The organism is Candidatus Symbiopectobacterium sp. NZEC127 (assembly GCF_025962675.1).
In the GTDB taxonomy this organism is placed as follows: Bacteria; Pseudomonadota; Gammaproteobacteria; order Enterobacterales; family Enterobacteriaceae; genus Symbiopectobacterium.
Genome location: NZ_JAGFPG010000008.1, coordinates 14,309 through 34,503, shown reverse-complemented (window position 1 = coordinate 34,503; position 20,195 = coordinate 14,309). Strand labels below are relative to the sequence as shown.

The following is a 20,195-nucleotide window of genomic DNA, read 5'->3' as shown; positions in this document are numbered from 1 at the left end:
CCTTAAACGGCGCTCGTGGCCTGGGATGGGTCAATCTGGTCGAAACGCGCCACCTGACGATGAAAGCTTTCCACATCCGCCTCATCACGGATCAATTGACACGTTTGCCAACCGGCCTCGGCAGCAGCATCCAGCTCATGATGAATGTCAGACAAAAACAGCAGTTGTTCGCCTGGCAGCCCAATCGCCTGTGCAATATGGTGGTATGAACGCGCTTCACGCTTGGCCCCGACGCGGGTGTCAAAGTAATCGCTGAACAACGGGCGTAAGTCTCCCGCGTCACTGTAACCGAACAGCAGTCGCTGTGCTTCCACCGACCCCGATGAGTAGACGTAGAGCGCGATCCCCTGCTCGCGCCATCTGCGCAACTGCGGTGCAACGTCGTCATACACATGACCACGGAAATCACCGTTGAGATAGCCGTTGCGCCAGATAATCCCTTGCAGACGTTTTAATGCCGTCGATTTGCGGTCTTGATCCATAAATTGATGCAGTGCTTCCAGCAAGGCGGAGGCGTGCGCCTGCGGCTGACCGAGCTCTTCGCGTAACAGCGCCAGCGTTTCGGCTATCTCCGGCTGAGCATCAGCCTGCGCCACCGTCTCGGCTAAACGCGCCCGCGCGTAAGGGAACAGGATGTTATGCACAAAACGGATATCGCTGGTGGTGCCTTCAATATCCGTCACGATGGCCTTGATCATTTTGCCTCCAGCAAACGTCGTTGCAGTTCACACTGAAACAGAAACTCGAGCCCTTCCAGATGACGGCGCGCCTGCGCGACATCCTCTCCCCAGCAGTAAAGTCCATGACCGCGCACTAAAAAACCGTAGCGCAGCGCCTGGGTATCGGCATACGCCGCCACGCGGACTGCCAGTGCGGCAATATCCTGATCGTTGGCAAAAATGGGAATGACAACGCGGTCAAGGTGGGTATGCTGCCCTTGCAGAGATTTCTGCATTTCATACCCTTCCAGCACCAGCGCATCGCTTTTCTCTACGCGGGAGAGTACGGTCGCGTTCACAGAATGGGTATGTAACACCGCCCCTACTGACGCAAAGCGGCGATAGAGCAAGGTGTGCAGGCCGGTTTCAGCCGACGGCGTGCGCCCGCTGGGAACATGGTTATCGGCAATATTCACCAGTAAAAAATCATCCTGATGCAAACTGCCTTTATCCTTGCCGGATTCAGAGATCAGGCAACGGTCTTCATCCAGACGCACCGACATATTGCCGCCGGTTGCCGGACACCACCCTTTTTGCCCAATCCAATGACAGGCCGCGACTAACGCAGCCAGTTCTGGGTTTTCACTCATCGTTCATCCTGTGCAGGTGTGCTCTTCACCACAGCGTTTCACACTGTGGTTAGTACGTTTTGTTATAGGTTAGACGTCAATGGAATTTAGCCGTTTAAACGTCCATGCGTCTTGATTGCCAAATACTAGCATCGTGTCGGAGCGAAATGAAGAGTGACATGGAGGCGAGAAATGCAGATCAACCGATTAATTTCAGATCAATTTTTCGGTGTTTTTTCTGATCCTGATAGAAATTTTCATGAGAACTGATGCTTAAGAGATACAGTTCGAGCTTATCTTCAACCCAAGTGTACCCCAGAAGTGCTTGCTGCTTGTTAAGCGGAAATTTATGCACCCAGAGAAAATGCAAATCGCCTTTTTTCTGCACGCCAATCGTAGGGTCTTCGATGATTTTATCTACCTCATCTTCAACCACTTTCAACTGCGCTTCAGGCAGTTTATTCAGCGCCTTTTCGAACCGGCGACTTTGATAAACCTCAACGTCCTTATTTTTTCGTCCTTCTGGCATAACGCGTAACCTTATGGTTTCTGACTTCACTTTGCGCCAGTAAGGTTTCACTGATGAAGCTATAGGGCAGATCGGGATTATCTTCCGCGATGCGACCAATTTTGGCCCAGTGCTCTATCTGCTTCGGCACGCTGCGACTTGCCGCATCAGCATAAACCTTTACATCACTCACAAAGTCTTCGTCTAAACGAATGCTTGTTGCCATATGTGCGTACCTCTTTGGAATGTGCACCACGTCGAAATATGTAGCGCTAACGCTGAATCAACGTGCTTCGATAATATGCGACAATTTGTCGCATTGTGCAATCTTTGATTGACACGAAGATAATGTCATTTTGGTAATATTCTTATTCCTCATTACCTTAACGGCGAATTCCGGCATCGTGTTATATTGGCTCGTAATACAGCAGGTTTGCAGGAGTTCATTTCCACCATGAGTGCCGCACTTTTTCCCGAAAGCAAACTGCCCGCATTGGGCACCACCATTTTTACCCAAATGAGCGCGCTGGCGCAGCAGCATCAGGCGATCAACCTGTCGCAGGGGTTCCCGGATTTCAGCGGGCCAGATTACCTGCAACAGCGTCTGGCCTATCACGTTGCCCAAGGGGCCAACCAATATGCCCCGATGACGGGAGCGGCACCGTTGCGCAGCGCGATCGCCGAAAAAACCGCGGCACAGCATGGCTGGCAACCCGATGCCGACAAGGACATCACGGTCACCGCGGGAGCCACCGAAGCGCTGTTTGCCGCCATCGCCGCGCTGGTGCGGCCCGGTGATGAAGTTATCTGTTTCGATCCCAGCTATGACAGCTATGCACCGGCCATCGAGCTGGCGGGCGGCGTGGTGAAACGCGTTGCGTTACAGCCGCCGCTGTTTAACGTGGACTGGGCGGCGTTTCGCGCGCTGTTAAGCGCCCGTACTCGTCTGGTGATCCTCAACACGCCGCACAATCCGTCTGCCACCGTGTGGCGTCAGAGCGATTTCGAGCAGTTGTGGCAGGCGATTGCCAGCCGCGAAATCTACGTGCTGAGCGATGAAGTCTATGAACACATCTGCTTTGCACCGGAAGGACACGCCAGCGTTCTGCGCCACAGCGAGCTGCGCCAACGCGCTATCGCGGTCTCTTCCTTCGGCAAGACCTACCACATGACCGGTTGGAAAGTGGGTTATTGCATTGCGCCTGAGGCCATCAGTGCAGAAATCCGCAAGGTACATCAGTACCTCACGTTCTCCGTCAATACACCGGCGCAATTAGCCCTTGCCGATATGCTGCGCCATGCGCCAGAGCACTGGCAGGAGCTGCCGGAGTTCTATCGGTCACGCCGTGATTTTCTGGTTAATGCGCTCTCAACCAGCCGTTTTGAGGTGCTGCCTTGTGAAGGAACCTACTTCCTGCTGGCGGATTACAGTGCCATTTCCGATCTTGATGATGTCACCTTCTGCCGCTGGCTGACGGAACACGCGGGCGTGGCGGCGATCCCGCTCTCGGTTTTCTGCGCCGATCCCTTCCCGCACAAATTGATTCGGCTATGCTTTGCTAAACAGGAATCTACCTTGCAAGCGGCGGCGGAGCGCTTATGTCGACTTTAACTATCACGCTACTACAGCAGCCTCTGGTATGGCTCGATGGGCCTGCCAACCTGAGCCATTTCGATGCCGAACTGGAAACGGTACGCGGCAGCGACCTTATCGTGCTGCCAGAAATGTTTACCACGGGGTTCGCCATGAATGCGGCGAACAAGGGGTTGTCACAAGCGGTGGTGGAAACCTGGCTGCAAGAGTGGGCCAAAGAGACCAATGCGCTCATCGGCGGCAGCATTGCGGTTGCCACGCCAAAAGGCGCAGTAAACCGCTTTGTGCTGGTTTCACCGCTGGGCGATGTGTACCACTATGACAAACGCCATCTGTTTCGCATGGCTAACGAGCATCACCATTTTGAAGCCGGACATCAACGCCTGATTATCGAATGGCGTGGCTGGCGGATATTGCCGCAGATTTGCTACGATCTGCGTTTCCCGGTGTGGTCGCGCAACCGTCAGGATTACGATTTGGCGCTGTACGTGGCGAACTGGCCCGCCCCGCGCGCGCACCATTGGCGCACGCTGCTCGCGGCGCGCGCGATTGAAAATCAGGCCTATGTGGCAGGATGCAACCGTGTCGGCGCTGATGGCAACGATCACAGTTATCAGGGTGACAGTCAGATAATCAACCCGCTGGGTGAAATCGTCGCGCGAGCGCCGGAGAACCAGCCCGCGCACATCAGCGCAGAACTGTCGCTGGAAGCCCTGCAAAGCTACCGTGAAGCGTTTCCGGCATGGCGTGATGCGGATAGATTTACACTGTAGTCAGTGAGACGGCACAGGCCGTCATGCTGTTTGGATAATATGTGGTATCAGATTTATGCCATGTCCGCGTTAGGTTTCGTGCGCGAAAGCGTCATTGTATCTCTGTCACTCGCGTGGCACGCGCCCGACACGGGGTGTGCAGTCGCCCCCACCCCGTGACCCCGGGCTTTTTGCGGAATGCCGCCGCTACGCGGTACCTTCGAAAACGGTAGCCGCCGGACGGACCGCGCTCGACGCGTTCCCGACGCGGAGAGCGCTTTCGCAGCATCCATGCTGCTCATCCTGGCGTCTCCCCTTTCCTCAGCAGCATTCGACGCGGGCAAATACCCAAAACCAAGACAAAGCAAAACTGAACAAAAGTGCCTTGCCGATATAACGGAAATAACCGTTATTTCTCACCGAAACTTAACACCACCTTCAGCCACGCGCGTAGCGCCTGCACCACATCCGCCGTGGTGATCGACTCATCCGGGTGGTGGCTGATTCCTCCTTTGCAGCGCACAAACAGCATACCGACTGGCCAGCGCTCTGCTATCGCAATCGCATCGTGTCCGGCACCGCTCGGCAAAGCAGGCGCATGCCCTTGCACCTGAGTGACCGCCTCACACAGCAACCGCTGTAACCCGTCATCACAGCGCGTCGGGGCAATGCGGTAATATTCTTCAGCCCCAAAGCGGCAGCCGCGCGCCTGCGCAACCTGCTCACCGTGAGACAATAAGTTCGCCAGCAACGCGGCCAGTGCAGTCTCTTCCGGCCCGCGCACGTCCAACGTTAAACGCACCTCGCCCGGTATCACATTCGCCGCCCCCGGCGCACATTGCAACGTGCCGATGGTTGCCACCAAACCGGATGCCTGCTCTCGCGTCAGTTGCTCCACCACAACCATCCACTGTGCCGCTGCCGCCAGCGCATCCTGACGCTGCGTCATCGGCACCGTACCGGCGTGGCCCGCCGTTCCCTGAAAAACACAGTTTAACCGGCGCGCACCGTTGATCGCCGTCACCACGCCCAAGGCGGCGTCATCGTGTTCCAGGCAAGGGCCTTGCTCAATGTGCATTTCCAGATAGGCGGCAATGCTTTGTGGCGCACGCGCCGCACGCCCGATCGCTTCCGGGCTTAATCCCGCCTGCGACAACGCCTGTGACACGCTCACACCTTGCGCATCCTGACAGGATAACCAGCTTTCAGGCCAGGTGCCGGTCAGTCCTCGGCTACCCAGCAGCGTAATACCAAACCGCGTACCCTCTTCGTCACCAAATCCGACAATTTCCAGCGCCACCGGTAGGCGAATCTGCTGCTGATGCAGAAAGCGCACCACTTCAATGGATGCCAAAACGCCTAGCATGCCATCATAGCGCCCGGCATTACGTACCGTATCGAGGTGCGAGCCTAACAAGACCGCAGGCGCGTCCGGCATCTGGCCTTCATAGCGACCGCAGATATTGCCGACCGCATCCTGCCACACCTGCATTCCCGCTTCGCGCATCCATTCACCCACGCAGGTATTGGCGCGCAAATGCTGCGGCGACAGATAAACCCGCGTCAGCTGATCGGCATCTTCACTGATCTCTGCCAGCGCATCGCAGCGCCACATGACCCGCTCAGCGGCAGAGTGTGCCGTAAAGCGGGAAAACCACGGCGAACTCATTGCGCAACTCCAGCGCTGGCGTCATAGCGGTCCCATGCCGCCTGCAATGCCGCGCCCTGCACCGTGCGGAAACCATGGCGGTTGAGCACCGCTTCCAGCGCACTCAGGGTTTGCATCACACAATCTTTGCGGGCGTTGTACCCCATGGTACCGATGCGCCAGATTTTCCCCTGTAGCGGACCAAATGAGGTGCCGATTTCAATGGCAAAATCGTTCAGCAAGCACTGGCGGATCTGCTCACCCTGTATGCCCTCAGGGATAACCACACCGGTCACGTTATTCATTTTGTGTTGCTTGTCACCGTAAATGCGCAATCCCATCCCTTCCAGACCGGCGACCAGCGCCTCACCGTGCAGTGCATGGCGCGCAATACCCTTGTCCAGCCCCTCTTCAAGCATCACTCGGGCACACTCCCGTGCGGCAAATAACATACTGGTGGCTTCGGTATGGTGGTTCAGGCGCTCGGGCCCCCAATAGTCCATCACCATGCCGAGATCGAAATAGTTGGAGTAGATCATCTCCTCTTCACCGTCACGATGTTCGGCAGTGCGAATCCCCTGCTCCACGCAGCGACGACGGCGTATGGCCGCTTCCATCTTCGGGCTGAGGGTAATCGGCGCGCTGCCTGAAGGGCCACCCAGACACTTCTGCAAACCGGCAGATACGGCATCCAATCCCCAGGCGTCCGTCTCCAGCACATTGCCACCGAACGAGGCGGTCGCATCGGTGTAAAACAGCACATCATGGCGACGGCAGATATCCCCAAGTTCGGCCAGCGGCTGCAACATGGTGGTGGAGGTATCGCCTTGCACCGTCAACAGGGCACGCGGGCGTAACCGTTGGATGGCATATTCAATCTTATCCGCGGTAAAGACTTCCCCCCAAGGTACTTCGATGGTGTGAACGTCTGCGCGGCAGCGGCGGGCAATTTCGCATAACAGATGCCCGAAACGCCCAAACACCGGCACCAGAACCCGATCGCCAGGGCGGATCGCCGAGAGCAGAATGGCCTCGATCCCCGCACGCGAGGTGCCATCCACCAGCATGGTCCAGCGATTTTCCGTACGGAACAGTTGACGATAAAGTTCCATGGTTTGGTTCATGTATTCCGTCATGGCCGGATCGTATTGACCAATCAACTGACAGGCCATGGCGCGCAGGACACGGGGATCCGCATTGATCGGACCGGGTCCCATCAGTAAACGGTGAGGTGGATTGATCTGCGCGTATAATTGGTTATTCATCATGCACAACTCCAAAAAAAGCAGGAATGTTCGCTGCCAGCGACGGGGCTCAGGCCTCCGTCAAACCGCGCACCGACGCAATAAACTGTTTGAGCTCGGGGGTCTGTGGGTTAGCGAACAGCGCGCGGCTCTCGCCTTGTTCCCACACGGTGCCTTCGTGCATAAACACCACCCGATCGCCCACTTCCCGGGCAAAATTCATTTCGTGTGTGACCAAAATCAGCGTCATGCCTTCTGCCGCCAATTGCTCCAACACTTTCAACACTTCCCCCACCAGCTCAGGATCGAGCGCAGAGGTGATCTCATCGCACAGCAGCACTTTGGGGTTCATCGCCAGCGCACGGGCAATCGCCACGCGCTGCTGCTGACCGCCAGACAGGTTGGCCGGTGAGTAGTGCAGGCGTTCACTCAACCCGACTTTCGCCAGCATCTGCTCCCCCAGGGCGCGGCACTCTGCTTCGCTTTTTTTCAGTACCAAACGGGGTGCCAGCATCACGTTTTCCAGCGCGCTCATATGCGGAAACAGGTTAAAGTTCTGAAACACCATGCCCACTGAACGGCTGATTTCACGCGCCTGCGAATCGCGGTTGGTCACGGTTACGCCACCGAGCTTGATACTTCCTTCCTGATAGCCTTCCAGCCCGTTAACACAGCGCAACAACGTGCTTTTTCCCGAGCCGCTGCGCCCGATAATGGAAACTACCTCGCCCATGTCGATATCCAGATCGACGCCTTTCAGGACGTGATTCTGGCCGTAGTATTTCTGCACCTGATTAATGGTGATGAGCGGCATTGAATTTCTTCTCCAGATAGCGGCTGTAGTAGGACAGCGGATAACACATCAGGAAGTAGCCCAGTGCGACCAGGCCAAAGACCTTGAAAGGTTGATAGGTGACGTTGTTCAGCATGGTGCCAGCCTTGGTCAGTTCGATAAAACCGATGATCGATGCCAGCGCCGTCCCTTTAATCACCTGCACCGAAAACCCCACCGTGGGCGCGATGGCAATACGCATGGCCTGCGGCGCGACCACCCGACACAACGTTTGACCAAAACTCAGCCCTAAACAGCGTGACGCCTCCCACTGCCCTTTTGGCAATGCCACGATGCTGCCGTGCCAGATATCCACCAGAAATGCGCTGGTAAACAACGTCATCGCCAGTGCGGCGGCGGTCCAGGGACTGACATCGATACCAAACAGGCCGAGGCCAAAAAAGGCCAGAAACAGTTGCATCAGCAGCGGCGTGCCCTGAAACACACTGGCATAGAAATGCGTAAAACGTACCGCCCAACGGCGCTGGCTTAGCCGCACCAGCAGCAGCGGTAATGTCACCAACGCACCGCCGAAAAAGGCCGTCAGCGAGAGCAGCAGTGTCCAACGCGCCGCCAGCAGCAGGTTGCGCACGATATCCCAATCGGTAAAGTTGATCATCCGTGGGTTCTCCCGAGTAAACGGCGACCCGCCATCATCAGCAGTTGTCGCATCAACAACGACAGCGCCAGATAAAACAGCGTGGTGACCAGATACACCTCAAAGCTGAGAAAGGTGCGCGATTGAATCAGATTGGCGGCAAAGGTCAGCTCTTCATAAGAAACCTGCGACACCACGGAAGAGCCGAGCATCACGATAATGCACTGGCTGACCAGCGCCGGATAAATGCGCTGCATGGCCGGTGGCAAGATAACGCGCACGAAGGTTTGCATGCGTGTCAGCCCCAGCACGCGCGCGGCTTCCCATTGTCCTTTCGGCGTAACCTGGATGCCCGCGCGGATAATTTCCGTGCTGTAGGCTCCCAGGTTAATCAACATCGCCAGCAGCGCAGCTTCACCCGCCGTCAGTTTCCAGCCGAGCGTTGGCAGGCCAAAAACAATGAAAAACAGCTGCACAACAAACGGTGTATTGCGGATCAGCTCGACATATAGCCCCCACAGGCGGCTTGGCAGCGAGGGGCGGCCACTGCGTAATGCAGCGCCACAGATGCCGATGGCAATACCGCCAAGGGTCGCCATGGCCGTCAACTGGACCGTCACCCACAGCCCCGCGAGTAGCTCGGGCCAATAAGGCCACAGCGCGGCAAAATTCAGTTGATAGGTCATGGCATTTCTCCCTTAAGCACCCGGTTATTCAGCCAACAGGCTGGCGGGAAGCGGCGCTTTCAGCCATTTTTCAGAGAGCGAATTCAGGGTGTTATCCGCCAGCGCCTGGGCAATCAGCGTATCCACTTTGGCTTGCAGCGCCGCTTCCCCTTTCTTGATGCCGATATAGCACGGTGAGTCTTTCAGCATAAATTTGGCAACCGGTGCCTTGGCGGGGTTTTGCGCTGCAATGGCGGCCACCACCAGGTTACCGGTAGCGATATACTCCACCTGCCCGGACAGATAAGCCGACAACGTGGTGTTGTTATCCTCATAGCGCTTTATCTGCGCGGCTTTCGGTGCGATGTCACTCAGCACCATGTCTTCTACGGCACCACGCGTTACGCCCACGCTTTTGTCTGCCAGTTGCTGCGCATCGCTCGCCGTACCGGCCTGCGGGCCAAACACGCCGAGAAAGAACGGCGCATAGGCTCGGCTGAAATCGATCACCTTTTCGCGCTCGGCGTTTTTACCCAGACTGGAGATCACCAGATCCACTTTATTGGTTTGCAGATAGGGCACACGGTTGGCGCTGGTCACCGGCACCAGTTGCAACTTTAGTTTCATCTCTTGCGCCAGATAGCGGGCGACGTCGATGTCATAGCCTTGCGGTTGCAGGTCAGTGCCAACCGAGCCAAACGGCGGGAAATCTTGCGGTACTGCCACGCGTAACACGCCACGCTGTTCAATGTCCTGAAGCTGATCGGCAACCGCGTTGCCCACTTGTGTCACTAACAGCAATGCGCCAGCCAGCGCGATAAGGTGTTTTTTGATGCCCATTGCGTATCTCCTGGTTGAAAATCAGATGAAACCAAAAGTTCTTGATAAGCGATAAGTGAAACTATCGTTTCATTGAGTAAGCAAAGGGCGTGCCAGTCTTATTGAGAGCGACAATCAGGCACAGCAAGGGGAGAATCGAGCTAACAGAGAGTGATACGCGCAAAAATGCAGCGCAGCAACGGCACCAAAAAAGTGCAAAAGCACCCTTTTAGCGCTCGCTTAGCGCTGCTCTAATTCGTCCAGATGGGTATAAAGATCGGCTATCTGATGGATACGCTGACGGCCTTGCTGCAACATTTCATGCAGTAACGCATTGCTGAGCAAGCCTGCCAGACTCATGGCGGCACTGTAGCTATCAAAGGCGGAAACGCTGTCCAACGGCAGACACAGTGACCAGGTGGCAAACGGAAATAGCCCGTTAGCCTGCGGTTCACTGATCAGCACAATCGGCACCTGACGCGCCTGCAACTGTGCCAGTAACGGCTGGATGACCCGCGGGCGGCGGCGAAACGCCACAATCACGGCGACATCCTGCGCGTCCAGATCGGCAATCTCTTCCGACAGCGTCTGCCCCGGCTGGGCCAACAGCGACACCTGCGCACGCACCTGCATCAATTGTTGGCGCAGATGAAGCGCCACCGGATAGCTATTGCGCAGACCGATAACCGCGACCTGTCTGGCCCGTAGCAACGCATCAATAATGGCACCAAACTGCGCCGGATCGATACGGTTGATCCACTGCGCCAGATTCGCCATTTCCTGTTTATAGTGGCGTGCCAGCAACGTATTGCCCTGCACCGCATCACGGCTCTCGGCCAGCGGCATCCCGCTTTGGCGCAGGGTTCTTAATTCTTCACGCACCTCACGGTAACTGGCATAACCCAGCCGCTTGAACAAGCGACTGACCGTCGCTTTCGATACGCCGCTAAGCTGCGCCAGTTCGGCGCTGTTATAGCCAATCACATCGTCGAAATGGGTAAAGATAAAATCGGCAATGCGCTGTTCCTGTCCAGAGAGTGTGCTGTAACGGCTGCGTAGCCGCTCATCAATTTGTGTCATGGCGATTCCGTTATCTCTGTGTCATTGCAACTTTCGTTGCAACCACCCTAACACAAGCACATCACCGACATACAATAGGAAAAAACGTCTGCCCTCTTGGTTTCGCCACCATTCTGGAACAACTCTTGCAACACGGGTTTCACGCTAACGCCTCTGCATCGTGAAATAACGGGAGAACCGATGACCTCTTATGCCCCTGAAACCCTGAGCGCTTATCTGCAACAGATGGAAACCCTGCTGAATCTGCCACTGACGCCTGAACGCCATGACGCGGTGCTGCTCCAGTTACAGCGCATCGCGGAGATGGCGCAACCGCTGATGGACTACCCGCTGGAGATGCAGGAAGAGATTGCGGGGGTTTATCAATTATGAATTCCCCGTTGTCGATGGCGGAACTCGCCGCTTTACCCATCAGCCAACTGCAACAACACCTACAACGTGGCGAGCTTGCCGCCCGCGAGATCGCGGACATTACGCTGGATGCCATCGCACAGCGGCACCCAACGTTAAATGCCTATACCCAGGTCACAGGCCAGCGTATGCAACGAGAGGCCGATGCGCTGGATGCGAGGCGCCTGCGCGGTGACGTCTTGCCAGCGCTGGCGGGCGTGCCTTATGCGGTAAAGAACCTGTTTGACGTTGCCGGAGAAACCACGCTGGCAGGCGCGCAGCTGTTTGCCGACCAGCCTCCCGCCAAGCGCGATGCGTTTGCGCTGCGCCAATTAAGCGCCAGCGGTGCCCTGCTTTCCGGCATGCTGAATATGGATGCTTACGCTTATGGCTTCACCACCGAAAACAGCTATTACGGCCCGACTCGCCATCCGCTCGAGCCTACCCGTATCGCAGGAGGATCTTCCGGTGGCTCCGCTGCTGCCGTCGGCGCGGGGCTGGTGCACTTTTCATTGGGCAGCGATACCAATGGCTCGATACGGGTTCCCGCGTCGCTGTGCGGCATTTTTGGCCTGAAACCGACGTTTGGCCGGTTATCGCGTGAAGGCAGCCACCCGTTTGTTGCCAGCCTCGATCATATCGGCCCGCTGGCGCGCCGCACAGAGGATTTGGCCCAGGTGTTCGATGCCCTACAGGGCATTGATAGCGACGATCGTTTTCAGCGCACACAGCCGCTCCTTGCTACGACTTCCCGCTTGCAGGACGGCGCTCACGGCCTGCGCAGTGCCGTGCTTTCCGGTTACTTTCGCGAAGCCTGCGATGATGATGCGCGCGATGCCGTGCAACGGGTTGCACAGGCGCTTGCCGCTAATGAAGAAAGGACCATTGCACAAGCCGAACTGGCTCGCACCGCCGCCTTTATTCTCTCTGCCAGCGAAGGGGGTAACCGTTATCTCTCCGCCCTGCGCCACACACCTGAAAAATTTGAGCCGCACTCACGTGAACGCCTGACGGCGGGAGCCATGCTGCCTTCTGCCTGGTATCTACAGGCACAGCGCTTTCGTGATGTCTTTCGCCGTCAGGTGTTGCCGCTGTTTGAACACCTGGACCTGCTGATTGCCCCGGCAACACCGTGCTGCGCGACGCTTATCGGCCAGGAAACGATGCGAATCAATGACACCGATCTGCCCGTACGCGCCAGCATGGGCATGTTGACTCAGCCTATTTCGTTTGTCGGGCTTCCCGTCGTCACGGTGCCGTTGATGACCACAAAAGGGTTGCCGATTGGCGTGCAGCTGATTGCCGCACCCTGGCGGGAAGATGTTTGTCTACGTGCCGCCTGGGCGCTGGAACAATCAGGCGTGGTCAGCGCTATATCCAGCCAGCAGAAAGGGTGAAATAGCATTGTATCAGGATGCCTGAGGGCATCCTCTATTTCAGCGCAAATAACAAGGAAATATAAAGCATTGGCACTGGCATTCTCCCGCCGTCGATGTAGCAATAACTTTCAGTCTAATCCGAAAATAATTATCCTCAAATGGCGATACACCTCACCTTTATCACTGCAATGGAATAAGTAATTTCAAAAAAAATCACAGCGTTATTGGCATGCATTATTAAGCACAAAACACCGCAGAGAAAAAACCATTTAAAACACTCACTTTCAAAACAACTAACTAACTGATTTAAAATCAAAAATTAATACAAAACATCAATAAATAATATAAAAAACAGACAGTAAAAAACAAAGAAAATTGGCTTAACTAGAGACATGAATATGAATATCTCCATAGCACCCTTTGCGGCGCCAAGGGTTGCCTCAGAATCTCAGTATGGTAGGGTATGGCGTGTTTTAACCTTCATCAGGACCGAAATATAGAACGATAATTCACAGAGGAATTTTATCATTTCATGGCAATAAAACTCGAAGTAAAGCATCTCTATAAAATATTTGGCGAGCACCCTGACAGGGCATTCAAACTGATAGACAAAGGGCTAAACAAAGATCAGATCTTTGAAAAAACCGGGCTCACTGTCGGCGTGAATGACGCCAATCTGGCCATTGAAGAAGGCGAGATATTCGTCATCATGGGATTATCCGGCTCGGGTAAATCCACACTGGTACGCCTTCTCAATCGTCTGATTGAACCGACACGCGGTCAGGTATTGATCGATGGTGAAAACATCGCCGAGGTATCAGACAGTGAACTGCGCGCCCTGCGCCGCAAAAAAATCAGTATGGTGTTCCAGTCATTCGCCTTGATGCCGCACCTGAGCGTGTTGGCTAACACCGCGTTTGGCATGGAGTTGGCGGGCGTTGACAAGGCACAGCGTGAGCAGAAAGCGCTCGAAGCGCTGCAACAGGTGGGTCTTGAGGCCTACGCCAATACCTACCCGGATGAGCTTTCCGGCGGGATGCGCCAACGCGTCGGTCTGGCGCGCGCACTGGCAAACGATCCCGATATCCTGCTGATGGATGAAGCGTTTTCAGCGCTCGATCCACTGATCCGTACTGAAATGCAAGATGAGTTGGTGAAACTGCAATCGCGCCACCAGCGCACCATCGTGTTTATTTCCCACGATCTGGACGAAGCCATGCGCATCGGCGATCGCATCGCCATCATGCACGGCGGTGAAGTGATTCAGGTCGGCACGCCGGATGAAATTCTCAATAATCCGGCCAATGACTATGTGCGCACCTTCTTCCGCGGTGTGGATATCAGCCACGTGTTCAGTGCGAAAGATATTGCCCGTCGTCGCCCCGTTACCTTGATCCGTAAAACGCCCGGCGTTGGGCCGCGCTCTGCGCTCAAGATCCTACAGGACGATGACCGTGAATATGGCTACGTGCTGGAAAAAGGGAAAAAATTTATCGGCGTGGTTTCTATCGACTCGCTGAAAAAAGCCCTGCAAGCGCAACAACCGCTGGAACAGGCTTTGCTGCCCGATCCTGCCCCCGTGCCCGCAGATATGTCACTGAACGAGCTGATTTCACTGGTTGCTCAGGCCCCCTGTGCCGTGCCGGTCATCGGTGAGAACAGTGAATACATCGGCATTATTTCCAAGGGCATGCTGTTACAGGCACTCGACAAGGAGGGCAGCAACAATGACTAACGCAACCAATTCGTGGGAGACCACGCAAACACCGGTCAATGCTGCCGAACAGGCAGCCACCAGCAGCAATGGCGATCCCTGGTCATCGGCAGCGCAAAGTGCACCGGCTTCGAGTGACGCCGCAACAAACGGCGCAGATGCCTGGGGCACACCCGCTCAGGATGCCGCCCAGTCGGGCGCTGATTGGCTGAACAGTGTACCCGCACCGGCTCAAGAACACTTTTCGCTGTTAGATCCGTTCAAAGACACGCTGATTCCGTTGGATCACTGGGTCACAGAAGGGATCGACTGGCTGGTACTGCATTTCCGTCCGCTATTTCAAGGGATTCGCGTACCGGTAGACATCATTCTCAACGGTTTCCAGCAGGCGCTGTTGGGCATGCCAGCCCCGGTTGCCATTTTGGTGTTCTCCCTTATCGCCTGGCAGATGTCATCGCTGGGGATGGGAGCGGCAACGCTGATATCGCTGGTCGCCATCGGCGCTATCGGTGCCTGGTCACAGGCTATGGTGACACTGGCACTGGTATTAACCGCGCTGTTCTTTTGCATGCTGCTTGGTCTGCCGCTCGGCATCTGGCTGGCGCGCAGTGAGCGTGCGGCAAAAGTGGTGCGCCCGCTGCTCGATGCCATGCAAACCACGCCTGCGTTTGTGTATCTGGTGCCGATTGTCATGCTGTTTGGCATCGGTAATGTGCCCGGCGTGGTGGTCACCATTATCTTTGCGCTGCCGCCGATTGTGCGTTTGACCATTCTCGGTATCCGTCAGGTGCCCGCCGATCTGGTAGAAGCCGCTGAGTCCTTTGGAGCCAGCCCGCGCCAGATGCTGTTCAAAGTCCAGTTGCCGTTGGCAATGCCCACCATCATGGCCGGTGTTAACCAAACGCTGATGCTTGCGCTCTCCATGGTGGTGATTGCATCTATGATCGCAGTGGGCGGATTGGGGCAAATGGTGCTGCGTGGTATCGGGCGTCTGGATATGGGACTGGCGGCCGTGGGCGGCGTCGGGATCGTTATTCTCGCCATCATTCTGGATCGGTTGACGCAATCTCTGGGGCGTGACAGCCGTAGCCGTGGTAACCAACGCTGGTATCGTACCGGTCCGTTAGGGCTGATCCTGCGCCCGTTCACCCGTTAATAACATTACACATAAAGAGGGATAAACCATGATGCAGAAAACCGGACTCGGGGCTGCGGCCCTGATTACCGCGCTGGCAGGCTCGCCGCTCTATGCTGCCGACCAGCCGGGCAAAGGTGTCAGTGTTCAGCCGGTGCAGAGCACGATTTCGGAAGAAACCTTCCAGACGCTGCTGGTCAACCGTGCGTTGGAGAAACTGGGTTACGACGTGCAACCGATTCGCGAAGTCGATTACAACGTTGCCTATATGTCTATCGCTTCCGGCGATGCCACCTTCACCGCTGTGAATTGGGATCCGCTTCAGGCAGACATGTACAAAGCGGCTGGTGGTGATGCCAAATTTTACCGCGATGGCGTCTACGTCGGTGGCGCAGCGCAAGGCTATCTGATCGATAAAAAGACAGCGGAAAAGTACCAGATAACCAACGTTGAGCAATTTAAAGACCCGGAGATCGCCAAGCTGTTTGATACCAACGGTGACGGCAAAGCGGATCTGATCGGTTGTGCGCCCGGTTGGGGTTGCGAAGCCTCCATCAACCATCACCTTCAGGCTTACGGATTGAGCAACACGGTCGAACATAATCAGGGTAATTACGCCGCGATGATCGCGGATGCCATTACCCGTTATAAAGAAGGCAAGCCTATCTTCTATTACACCTGGACACCGTACTGGGTCAGCGATGTGTTGGTGCCGGGTCGCGATGTTGTCTGGTTACAGGTGCCTTTCTCTTCTCAACCGGGAGAAATGAAAGGCTCCAGCACCAAGCTTGCCAACGGCAACGACTACGGTTTCCCCGTGAATAATATTCGTATCGCAGCCAACAAAGCGTGGGCCGAGAAAAATCCGGCTGCTGCCAAGCTGTTTGCCATCATGAAACTGCCGTTGGCCGACATCAACGCGCAGAACATGCGGATGCGCAGCGGGGAGAGCAGCCAGAAAGATATCGAACGTCATGTGGATGGCTGGATCAAGGCACATCAGGCACAGTTTGATGGGTGGGTTAAAACCGCCGCTGACGCGGCCAGGTAACCTGATAGCGTCACGTTGTTATTCACTCACAGGCCCACTTGGGTCTGTGAGTGAATAGAGAAACCGTTTTCGGCATGTCCGTGTTTCCCGGCGAATCGCGACGAGGGGCACTTCGGCGGCTTACGCCGCTACGACCCCATCGCCGCACTTCACCTAACAACGGACTTTGTCCTCAGTCTCGCACAGGCCCTAACGGGCCTGTTTCTTTAGATTCCGCTCCCTGTAAACGCCCTCTGTCTTAACGGATTTGCTACAATCGCCCCCACATATTCCAGAACGCTAGCGAGTATTCATGTCTTCTCAACAGGCCCAGACGGGTCTCAGCCTTCCTTTAACGCTCATCATGTCGACGGCAACCGGATTGGCCGTTGCCAGTAATTACTACGCCCAGCCGCTGTTAGAAACCATCGCCAGAGCCTTTGAGCTTTCCGTTAATCAGGCAGGGCTAATTGTCACCGCCGCACAGGTGGGCTATGCGGTAGGGTTACTGTTTCTGGTGCCGATGGGTGATATGTTTGAACGGCGCACGCTGATTGTCACCATGACGCTGTTGACCGCGCTGGGGCTGGTGATTACCGCGCTAGCCCCCACATTACCGGTGATGCTTGCGGGTATCGGGGTCGCGGGGTTGTGCTCCGTGGTGGCCCAACTGCTGGTGCCGCTCGCGGCAACGCTGGCAACCCCCGAAACCCGTGGCAAGGTAGTGGGTACGATAATGAGCGGTCTGCTGCTCGGCATTCTGCTTGCACGCACCATTGCCGGCGCACTCGCCACGCTGGGAGGATGGCGCACCGTATATTGGGTAGCCAGCGTATTGATGGTTATTATGGCGTTGGTGCTATGGCGCGCCCTGCCGCGTTTACCGCCCAACAATAACCTGCAATACGAGCAACTGATCGTCTCCATTTTCCGGCTGTTTGCCACCACGCCATTATTGCGCGTGCGCGCACTGCTCGGGTGTCTCTCTTTTGCCAATTTCAGCATTCTCTGGACCTCGATGGCATTTCTGCTGTCGGCACCGCCTTATCACTATTCAGAAGGGATTATCGGGCTGTTTGGTTTAGTCGGGGCGGCAGGCGCACTGGCCGCCACCCGCGCTGGCCGTCTGGTCGATAAGGGAAAAGCCACGTTGACCACCACGGTGGGTCTGGTGCTGCTGTTACTTTCCTGGGGCATGATCGCCATGGGTGCCACGGCGCTGCTGCCATTGATTGTCGGCATTGTGGTGCTCGACCTTGCCGTGCAGGGCTTGCACGTCACCAACCAAAGCGTGATCTACCAGATGATGCCGGAAGCGCGTAACCGGCTTACCGCCGGGTACATGACCAGCTACTTTATCGGCGGCGCGGCGGGCTCCTTGCTGTCTGCGGCAACCTATCAGGTTGCGGGCTGGACAGGCGTCTGCTCTGCGGGTGCGGCAGTGAGCCTGCTGACGCTGCTTATCTGGATACCTGGCCGAAAACACGGCTGATAACAGCACGCCAGTGAGGATGTGTCACATCTCTGGCACATCCTCCGTTTTATCGGTAGGGTATTGACCATCGATTCTATTAAGCGACACGTTAGCCAATGATAAGCCAACAGCAGGAGAAGCACATTGAACACGCTTCTCCGCACGCCACCTTCGCCGAAGGGGTGATCAGTAGCCTGCCGATTGTGATCGGTTATCTGCCCGTCGCCTTCGCCTTTGGCCTGAATGCAGTCAAACTTGGGTATTCGCCGTGGGAAGCGGTCTTTATGTCGTGCGTTATCTACGCCGGGGCCAGCCAGTTTGTAATTACCGCCCTGCTCAGTGCCGGCATGTCTATTTGGGTGGCGGCGTTCACCGTTATGGCTATGGATGTGCGCCATGTGCTGTATGGCCCGGCACTGCGGCACCGTATCTTGCAGCGCCTGCCTACGCGCAAGACACCGCTGTGGGCGTTTGGGCTGACGGACGAAGTCTTCGCTGCCGCGACAGCGCGGTTGGCGCAAAATAATCGCCGTTGGAGTGAAAACTGGATGTTGGGCGTCGCTGCTGCTTCCTGGATTTCCTGGGCCTGCGGCACGGTGATCGGCGCGTTATTCGGTAATGGGCCGCTGAAGGAGTACCCCGCCGTCGAAGCGGCGCTCACCTTTATGTTACCTGCATTGTTCCTCAGCTTTCTGCTGGCTTCTTTTAAAAAACGGCAAAGTGTGGTGGTGGTGTGCGCGCTGAGTGGCGCACTGCTTGGGTTACTGCTGTTCTCCATTCCGGCCGCCATTTTAGTCGGTATCGGCAGCGGCTGCGCCGCCGCTCTGTTTCTTGCGCCCCCCGCCATGGATCAACAGCGGGAGAAATCCTTATGAATACCCAAATAGTGCTGATTGGTGTGTTGGTTGGCATGGTGAATTTTTTGTTCCGCTACCTGCCGCTGCGTCTGGGAACCAGCCGCGCCTCCGGCTCGCTTAAGCGCGGCAAAGTGGGCGCGGTGCTCGACAGCATTGGTATAGCGTCTATCTGCGCACTGCTGATCGTCTCCAGCGTCCCGGAGATTCAACAGCACACCAACAAGCTGCTGCCCACGTTAGTGGGTTGTCTGACGCTCACGCTCTGCTTCTACCGGACGCGCAGCATTGTAATATCCACATTGTTGGGCGCGTTTTGTTACGGTATTGCTTTTAAATACCTTTCATTGGGAATTATTTAATATCATTGTGTTAGCAGCACGTTATTAGTGGTTCACGTTACATTACACGAGGGCTCTTACGTTCTGTCACAAAGTCGACGACACAATGCGACTAAATATCGTTTACCCGATTAGTAACTTTCGTTATTATACTGATCGTGATTAATGAGGTTCACATAAAAAATGGATAGTCCATCTGTACATAAGCGCGGGATCACGGAAAGTGGCACGCGTGACAAAAAGCCTGAGTTCGATAAAAACAGCTCCTTCTCGCCCATCGAACAAATGATCAATCTGCGCGCATCGCGCAACCCAGAGTTTCCCCAACAGGAAATTTTGCTGGTGCGTCTGTGCATGCACATGCAAAACAAAATTCTGGAGCACCGCAACAAGATTTTGCGGGAACAGGGCATCAACGAAACGTTGTTTATGGCACTGATTACGCTGGAATCTCAGGAATCGCGTAGCATTCAGCCGTCAGAACTGAGCGCCGCGCTGGGCTCTTCGCGCACCAATGCCACTCGCATTGCCGATGAGTTAGAAAAACGCGGTTGGATTGAACGCCGTGAAAGCGACAGCGATCGTCGTTGTCTGCACCTGCATATGACGGATGAAGGCAAAGCGTTTCTCGATCGTCTGTTGCCACCGCAGCACCAGAGTCTGCATTTCCTCTGGTCAGCGCTGGAAAAAGATGAGCAGAAGCAGTTGGAAGTGCTGATGCGTAAATTGCTGGTGCGGCTGGACGAAATGGACAAGATCGATAATCCATAATCTCGTCAGACCGATAATAACAATACTGTCTTACCTTAAATACATCTTCACACGCGCTGGCGTGTTTGCTGGATGCCTG

22 protein-coding genes are annotated in these 20,195 nt (G+C 55.7%); 11 read left to right on the top strand and 11 right to left on the bottom strand.

Annotated features, from left to right (window positions below):
- Positions 1-2: 2 nt before the first annotated feature.
- The 4 genes from mtnC to J5069_RS21490 form a co-directional block, all read right to left on the bottom strand.
- On the bottom strand, positions 3-698 hold the full coding sequence (gene mtnC / locus J5069_RS21505) for an acireductone synthase (RefSeq protein WP_264645760.1): 696 nt from the start codon (positions 696-698) through the stop codon (positions 3-5).
- The gene (locus J5069_RS21500; protein ID WP_264645759.1) at positions 695-1,309 is read right to left on the bottom strand and encodes a methylthioribulose 1-phosphate dehydratase; all 615 of its coding nucleotides are present in this window, start codon (positions 1,307-1,309) and stop codon (positions 695-697) included. The genes mtnC and J5069_RS21500 overlap by 4 nt, the downstream gene beginning before the upstream one ends.
- 178 nt (positions 1,310-1,487) lie before the next feature.
- Positions 1,488-1,817, bottom strand: a complete 330-nt coding sequence (locus J5069_RS21495) for a type II toxin-antitoxin system RelE/ParE family toxin (RefSeq protein ID WP_264645758.1) — start codon at positions 1,815-1,817, stop codon at positions 1,488-1,490.
- Positions 1,795-2,022, bottom strand: coding sequence for a ParD-like family protein (locus J5069_RS21490; RefSeq protein ID WP_264628827.1), 228 nt, complete (start codon positions 2,020-2,022; stop codon positions 1,795-1,797). Before J5069_RS21490 ends, J5069_RS21495 begins: the two co-directional genes overlap by 23 nt.
- A gap of 228 nt (positions 2,023-2,250) precedes the next feature.
- On the opposite strand from J5069_RS21490, the gene J5069_RS21485 reads away from it, so the two are divergent.
- Positions 2,251-3,408, top strand: coding sequence for a pyridoxal phosphate-dependent aminotransferase (locus tag J5069_RS21485; protein WP_264645757.1), 1,158 nt, complete (start codon positions 2,251-2,253; stop codon positions 3,406-3,408).
- Positions 3,396-4,163: an amidohydrolase gene (locus tag J5069_RS21480; RefSeq protein ID WP_264645756.1), complete on the top strand. Its 768-nt coding sequence runs from the start codon at positions 3,396-3,398 to the stop codon at positions 4,161-4,163. Before J5069_RS21485 ends, J5069_RS21480 begins: the two co-directional genes overlap by 13 nt.
- Positions 4,164-4,551: 388 nt before the next feature.
- Here J5069_RS21480 and hpxK read toward each other — a convergent pair whose 3' ends face one another.
- The 7 genes from hpxK to J5069_RS21445 form a co-directional block, all read right to left on the bottom strand.
- A complete protein-coding gene (gene hpxK, locus J5069_RS21475) occupies positions 4,552-5,811 on the bottom strand; it encodes an allantoate amidohydrolase (protein WP_264645755.1) in 1,260 nt (419 codons plus the stop codon).
- Positions 5,808-7,055 (bottom strand): pyridoxal-phosphate-dependent aminotransferase family protein, encoded by a 1,248-nt coding sequence (locus tag J5069_RS21470; protein WP_264645868.1) that lies wholly within the window; start codon positions 7,053-7,055, stop codon positions 5,808-5,810. Before J5069_RS21470 ends, hpxK begins: the two co-directional genes overlap by 4 nt.
- A 49-nt stretch (positions 7,056-7,104) precedes the next feature.
- The gene (locus tag J5069_RS21465; RefSeq protein WP_264645754.1) at positions 7,105-7,848 is read right to left on the bottom strand and encodes an amino acid ABC transporter ATP-binding protein; all 744 of its coding nucleotides are present in this window, start codon (positions 7,846-7,848) and stop codon (positions 7,105-7,107) included.
- The gene (locus tag J5069_RS21460) at positions 7,829-8,485 is read right to left on the bottom strand and encodes an amino acid ABC transporter permease (protein WP_264645753.1); all 657 of its coding nucleotides are present in this window, start codon (positions 8,483-8,485) and stop codon (positions 7,829-7,831) included. Before J5069_RS21460 ends, J5069_RS21465 begins: the two co-directional genes overlap by 20 nt.
- On the bottom strand, positions 8,482-9,150 hold the full coding sequence (locus J5069_RS21455; protein WP_264645752.1) for an amino acid ABC transporter permease: 669 nt from the start codon (positions 9,148-9,150) through the stop codon (positions 8,482-8,484). The genes J5069_RS21460 and J5069_RS21455 overlap by 4 nt, the downstream gene beginning before the upstream one ends.
- A 24-nt stretch (positions 9,151-9,174) precedes the next feature.
- Positions 9,175-9,963: a transporter substrate-binding domain-containing protein gene (locus J5069_RS21450; RefSeq protein WP_264645867.1), complete on the bottom strand. Its 789-nt coding sequence runs from the start codon at positions 9,961-9,963 to the stop codon at positions 9,175-9,177.
- Positions 9,964-10,188: 225 nt separating this feature from the next.
- Complete coding sequence (locus J5069_RS21445; protein WP_264645751.1) at positions 10,189-11,028, bottom strand: MurR/RpiR family transcriptional regulator; 840 nt, start codon at positions 11,026-11,028, stop codon at positions 10,189-10,191.
- Positions 11,029-11,208: 180 nt separating this feature from the next.
- On the opposite strand from J5069_RS21445, the gene hpxX reads away from it, so the two are divergent.
- The 9 genes from hpxX (at position 11,209) to mprA (ending at position 20,116) form a co-directional block, all read left to right on the top strand.
- On the top strand, positions 11,209-11,400 hold the full coding sequence (gene hpxX / locus J5069_RS21440) for an oxalurate catabolism protein HpxX (protein ID WP_264629025.1): 192 nt from the start codon (positions 11,209-11,211) through the stop codon (positions 11,398-11,400).
- Between the two features lie 14 nt (positions 11,401-11,414).
- Positions 11,415-12,815, top strand: coding sequence for an AtzE family amidohydrolase (locus J5069_RS21435; RefSeq protein WP_264645866.1), 1,401 nt, complete (start codon positions 11,415-11,417; stop codon positions 12,813-12,815).
- A gap of 514 nt (positions 12,816-13,329) precedes the next feature.
- A complete protein-coding gene (gene proV, locus J5069_RS21430; RefSeq protein ID WP_264645750.1) occupies positions 13,330-14,532 on the top strand; it encodes a glycine betaine/L-proline ABC transporter ATP-binding protein ProV in 1,203 nt (400 codons plus the stop codon).
- Positions 14,525-15,667: a glycine betaine/L-proline ABC transporter permease ProW gene (proW, locus tag J5069_RS21425; RefSeq protein WP_264645749.1), complete on the top strand. Its 1,143-nt coding sequence runs from the start codon at positions 14,525-14,527 to the stop codon at positions 15,665-15,667. Before proV ends, proW begins: the two co-directional genes overlap by 8 nt.
- 31 nt (positions 15,668-15,698) lie before the next feature.
- The gene (gene proX / locus J5069_RS21420) at positions 15,699-16,697 is read left to right on the top strand and encodes a glycine betaine/L-proline ABC transporter substrate-binding protein ProX (protein WP_264645865.1); all 999 of its coding nucleotides are present in this window, start codon (positions 15,699-15,701) and stop codon (positions 16,695-16,697) included.
- Positions 16,698-16,989: 292 nt separating this feature from the next.
- Positions 16,990-18,168, top strand: a complete 1,179-nt coding sequence (locus J5069_RS21415) for an MFS transporter (RefSeq protein ID WP_264645748.1) — start codon at positions 16,990-16,992, stop codon at positions 18,166-18,168.
- Positions 18,169-18,266: 98 nt separating this feature from the next.
- Positions 18,267-19,025 (top strand): AzlC family ABC transporter permease, encoded by a 759-nt coding sequence (locus tag J5069_RS21410; RefSeq protein WP_264645747.1) that lies wholly within the window; start codon positions 18,267-18,269, stop codon positions 19,023-19,025.
- Positions 19,022-19,366 (top strand): L-valine transporter subunit YgaH, encoded by a 345-nt coding sequence (ygaH, locus tag J5069_RS21405; protein WP_264645746.1) that lies wholly within the window; start codon positions 19,022-19,024, stop codon positions 19,364-19,366. The genes J5069_RS21410 and ygaH overlap by 4 nt, the downstream gene beginning before the upstream one ends.
- A 162-nt stretch (positions 19,367-19,528) precedes the next feature.
- The gene (gene mprA / locus J5069_RS21400) at positions 19,529-20,116 is read left to right on the top strand and encodes a transcriptional repressor MprA (RefSeq protein WP_264645745.1); all 588 of its coding nucleotides are present in this window, start codon (positions 19,529-19,531) and stop codon (positions 20,114-20,116) included.
- Positions 20,117-20,195 lie beyond the last annotated feature (79 nt).

Coding starts and splice junctions, on each gene's coding strand:
- J5069_RS21470 (WP_264645868.1), bottom strand. CDS start 7,055: ATGAATAACCAATTATACGCGCAGATCAATCCACCTCACCGTTTACTG.
- J5069_RS21495 (WP_264645758.1), bottom strand. CDS start 1,817: ATGCCAGAAGGACGAAAAAATAAGGACGTTGAGGTTTATCAAAGTCGC.
- J5069_RS21490 (WP_264628827.1), bottom strand. CDS start 2,022: ATGGCAACAAGCATTCGTTTAGACGAAGACTTTGTGAGTGATGTAAAG.
- proW (WP_264645749.1), top strand. CDS start 14,525: ATGACTAACGCAACCAATTCGTGGGAGACCACGCAAACACCGGTCAAT.
- ygaH (WP_264645746.1), top strand. CDS start 19,022: ATGAATACCCAAATAGTGCTGATTGGTGTGTTGGTTGGCATGGTGAAT.
- J5069_RS21485 (WP_264645757.1), top strand. CDS start 2,251: ATGAGTGCCGCACTTTTTCCCGAAAGCAAACTGCCCGCATTGGGCACC.
- J5069_RS21435 (WP_264645866.1), top strand. CDS start 11,415: ATGGCGGAACTCGCCGCTTTACCCATCAGCCAACTGCAACAACACCTA.
- J5069_RS21415 (WP_264645748.1), top strand. CDS start 16,990: ATGTCTTCTCAACAGGCCCAGACGGGTCTCAGCCTTCCTTTAACGCTC.
- J5069_RS21460 (WP_264645753.1), bottom strand. CDS start 8,485: ATGATCAACTTTACCGATTGGGATATCGTGCGCAACCTGCTGCTGGCG.
- J5069_RS21465 (WP_264645754.1), bottom strand. CDS start 7,848: ATGCCGCTCATCACCATTAATCAGGTGCAGAAATACTACGGCCAGAAT.
- J5069_RS21445 (WP_264645751.1), bottom strand. CDS start 11,028: ATGACACAAATTGATGAGCGGCTACGCAGCCGTTACAGCACACTCTCT.
- mtnC (WP_264645760.1), bottom strand. CDS start 698: ATGATCAAGGCCATCGTGACGGATATTGAAGGCACCACCAGCGATATC.
- proX (WP_264645865.1), top strand. CDS start 15,699: ATGCAGAAAACCGGACTCGGGGCTGCGGCCCTGATTACCGCGCTGGCA.
- hpxX (WP_264629025.1), top strand. CDS start 11,209: ATGACCTCTTATGCCCCTGAAACCCTGAGCGCTTATCTGCAACAGATG.
- J5069_RS21455 (WP_264645752.1), bottom strand. CDS start 9,150: ATGACCTATCAACTGAATTTTGCCGCGCTGTGGCCTTATTGGCCCGAG.
- hpxK (WP_264645755.1), bottom strand. CDS start 5,811: ATGAGTTCGCCGTGGTTTTCCCGCTTTACGGCACACTCTGCCGCTGAG.
- proV (WP_264645750.1), top strand. CDS start 13,330: ATGGCAATAAAACTCGAAGTAAAGCATCTCTATAAAATATTTGGCGAG.
- J5069_RS21480 (WP_264645756.1), top strand. CDS start 3,396: ATGTCGACTTTAACTATCACGCTACTACAGCAGCCTCTGGTATGGCTC.
- J5069_RS21410 (WP_264645747.1), top strand. CDS start 18,267: ATGATAAGCCAACAGCAGGAGAAGCACATTGAACACGCTTCTCCGCAC.
- J5069_RS21500 (WP_264645759.1), bottom strand. CDS start 1,309: ATGAGTGAAAACCCAGAACTGGCTGCGTTAGTCGCGGCCTGTCATTGG.
- mprA (WP_264645745.1), top strand. CDS start 19,529: ATGGATAGTCCATCTGTACATAAGCGCGGGATCACGGAAAGTGGCACG.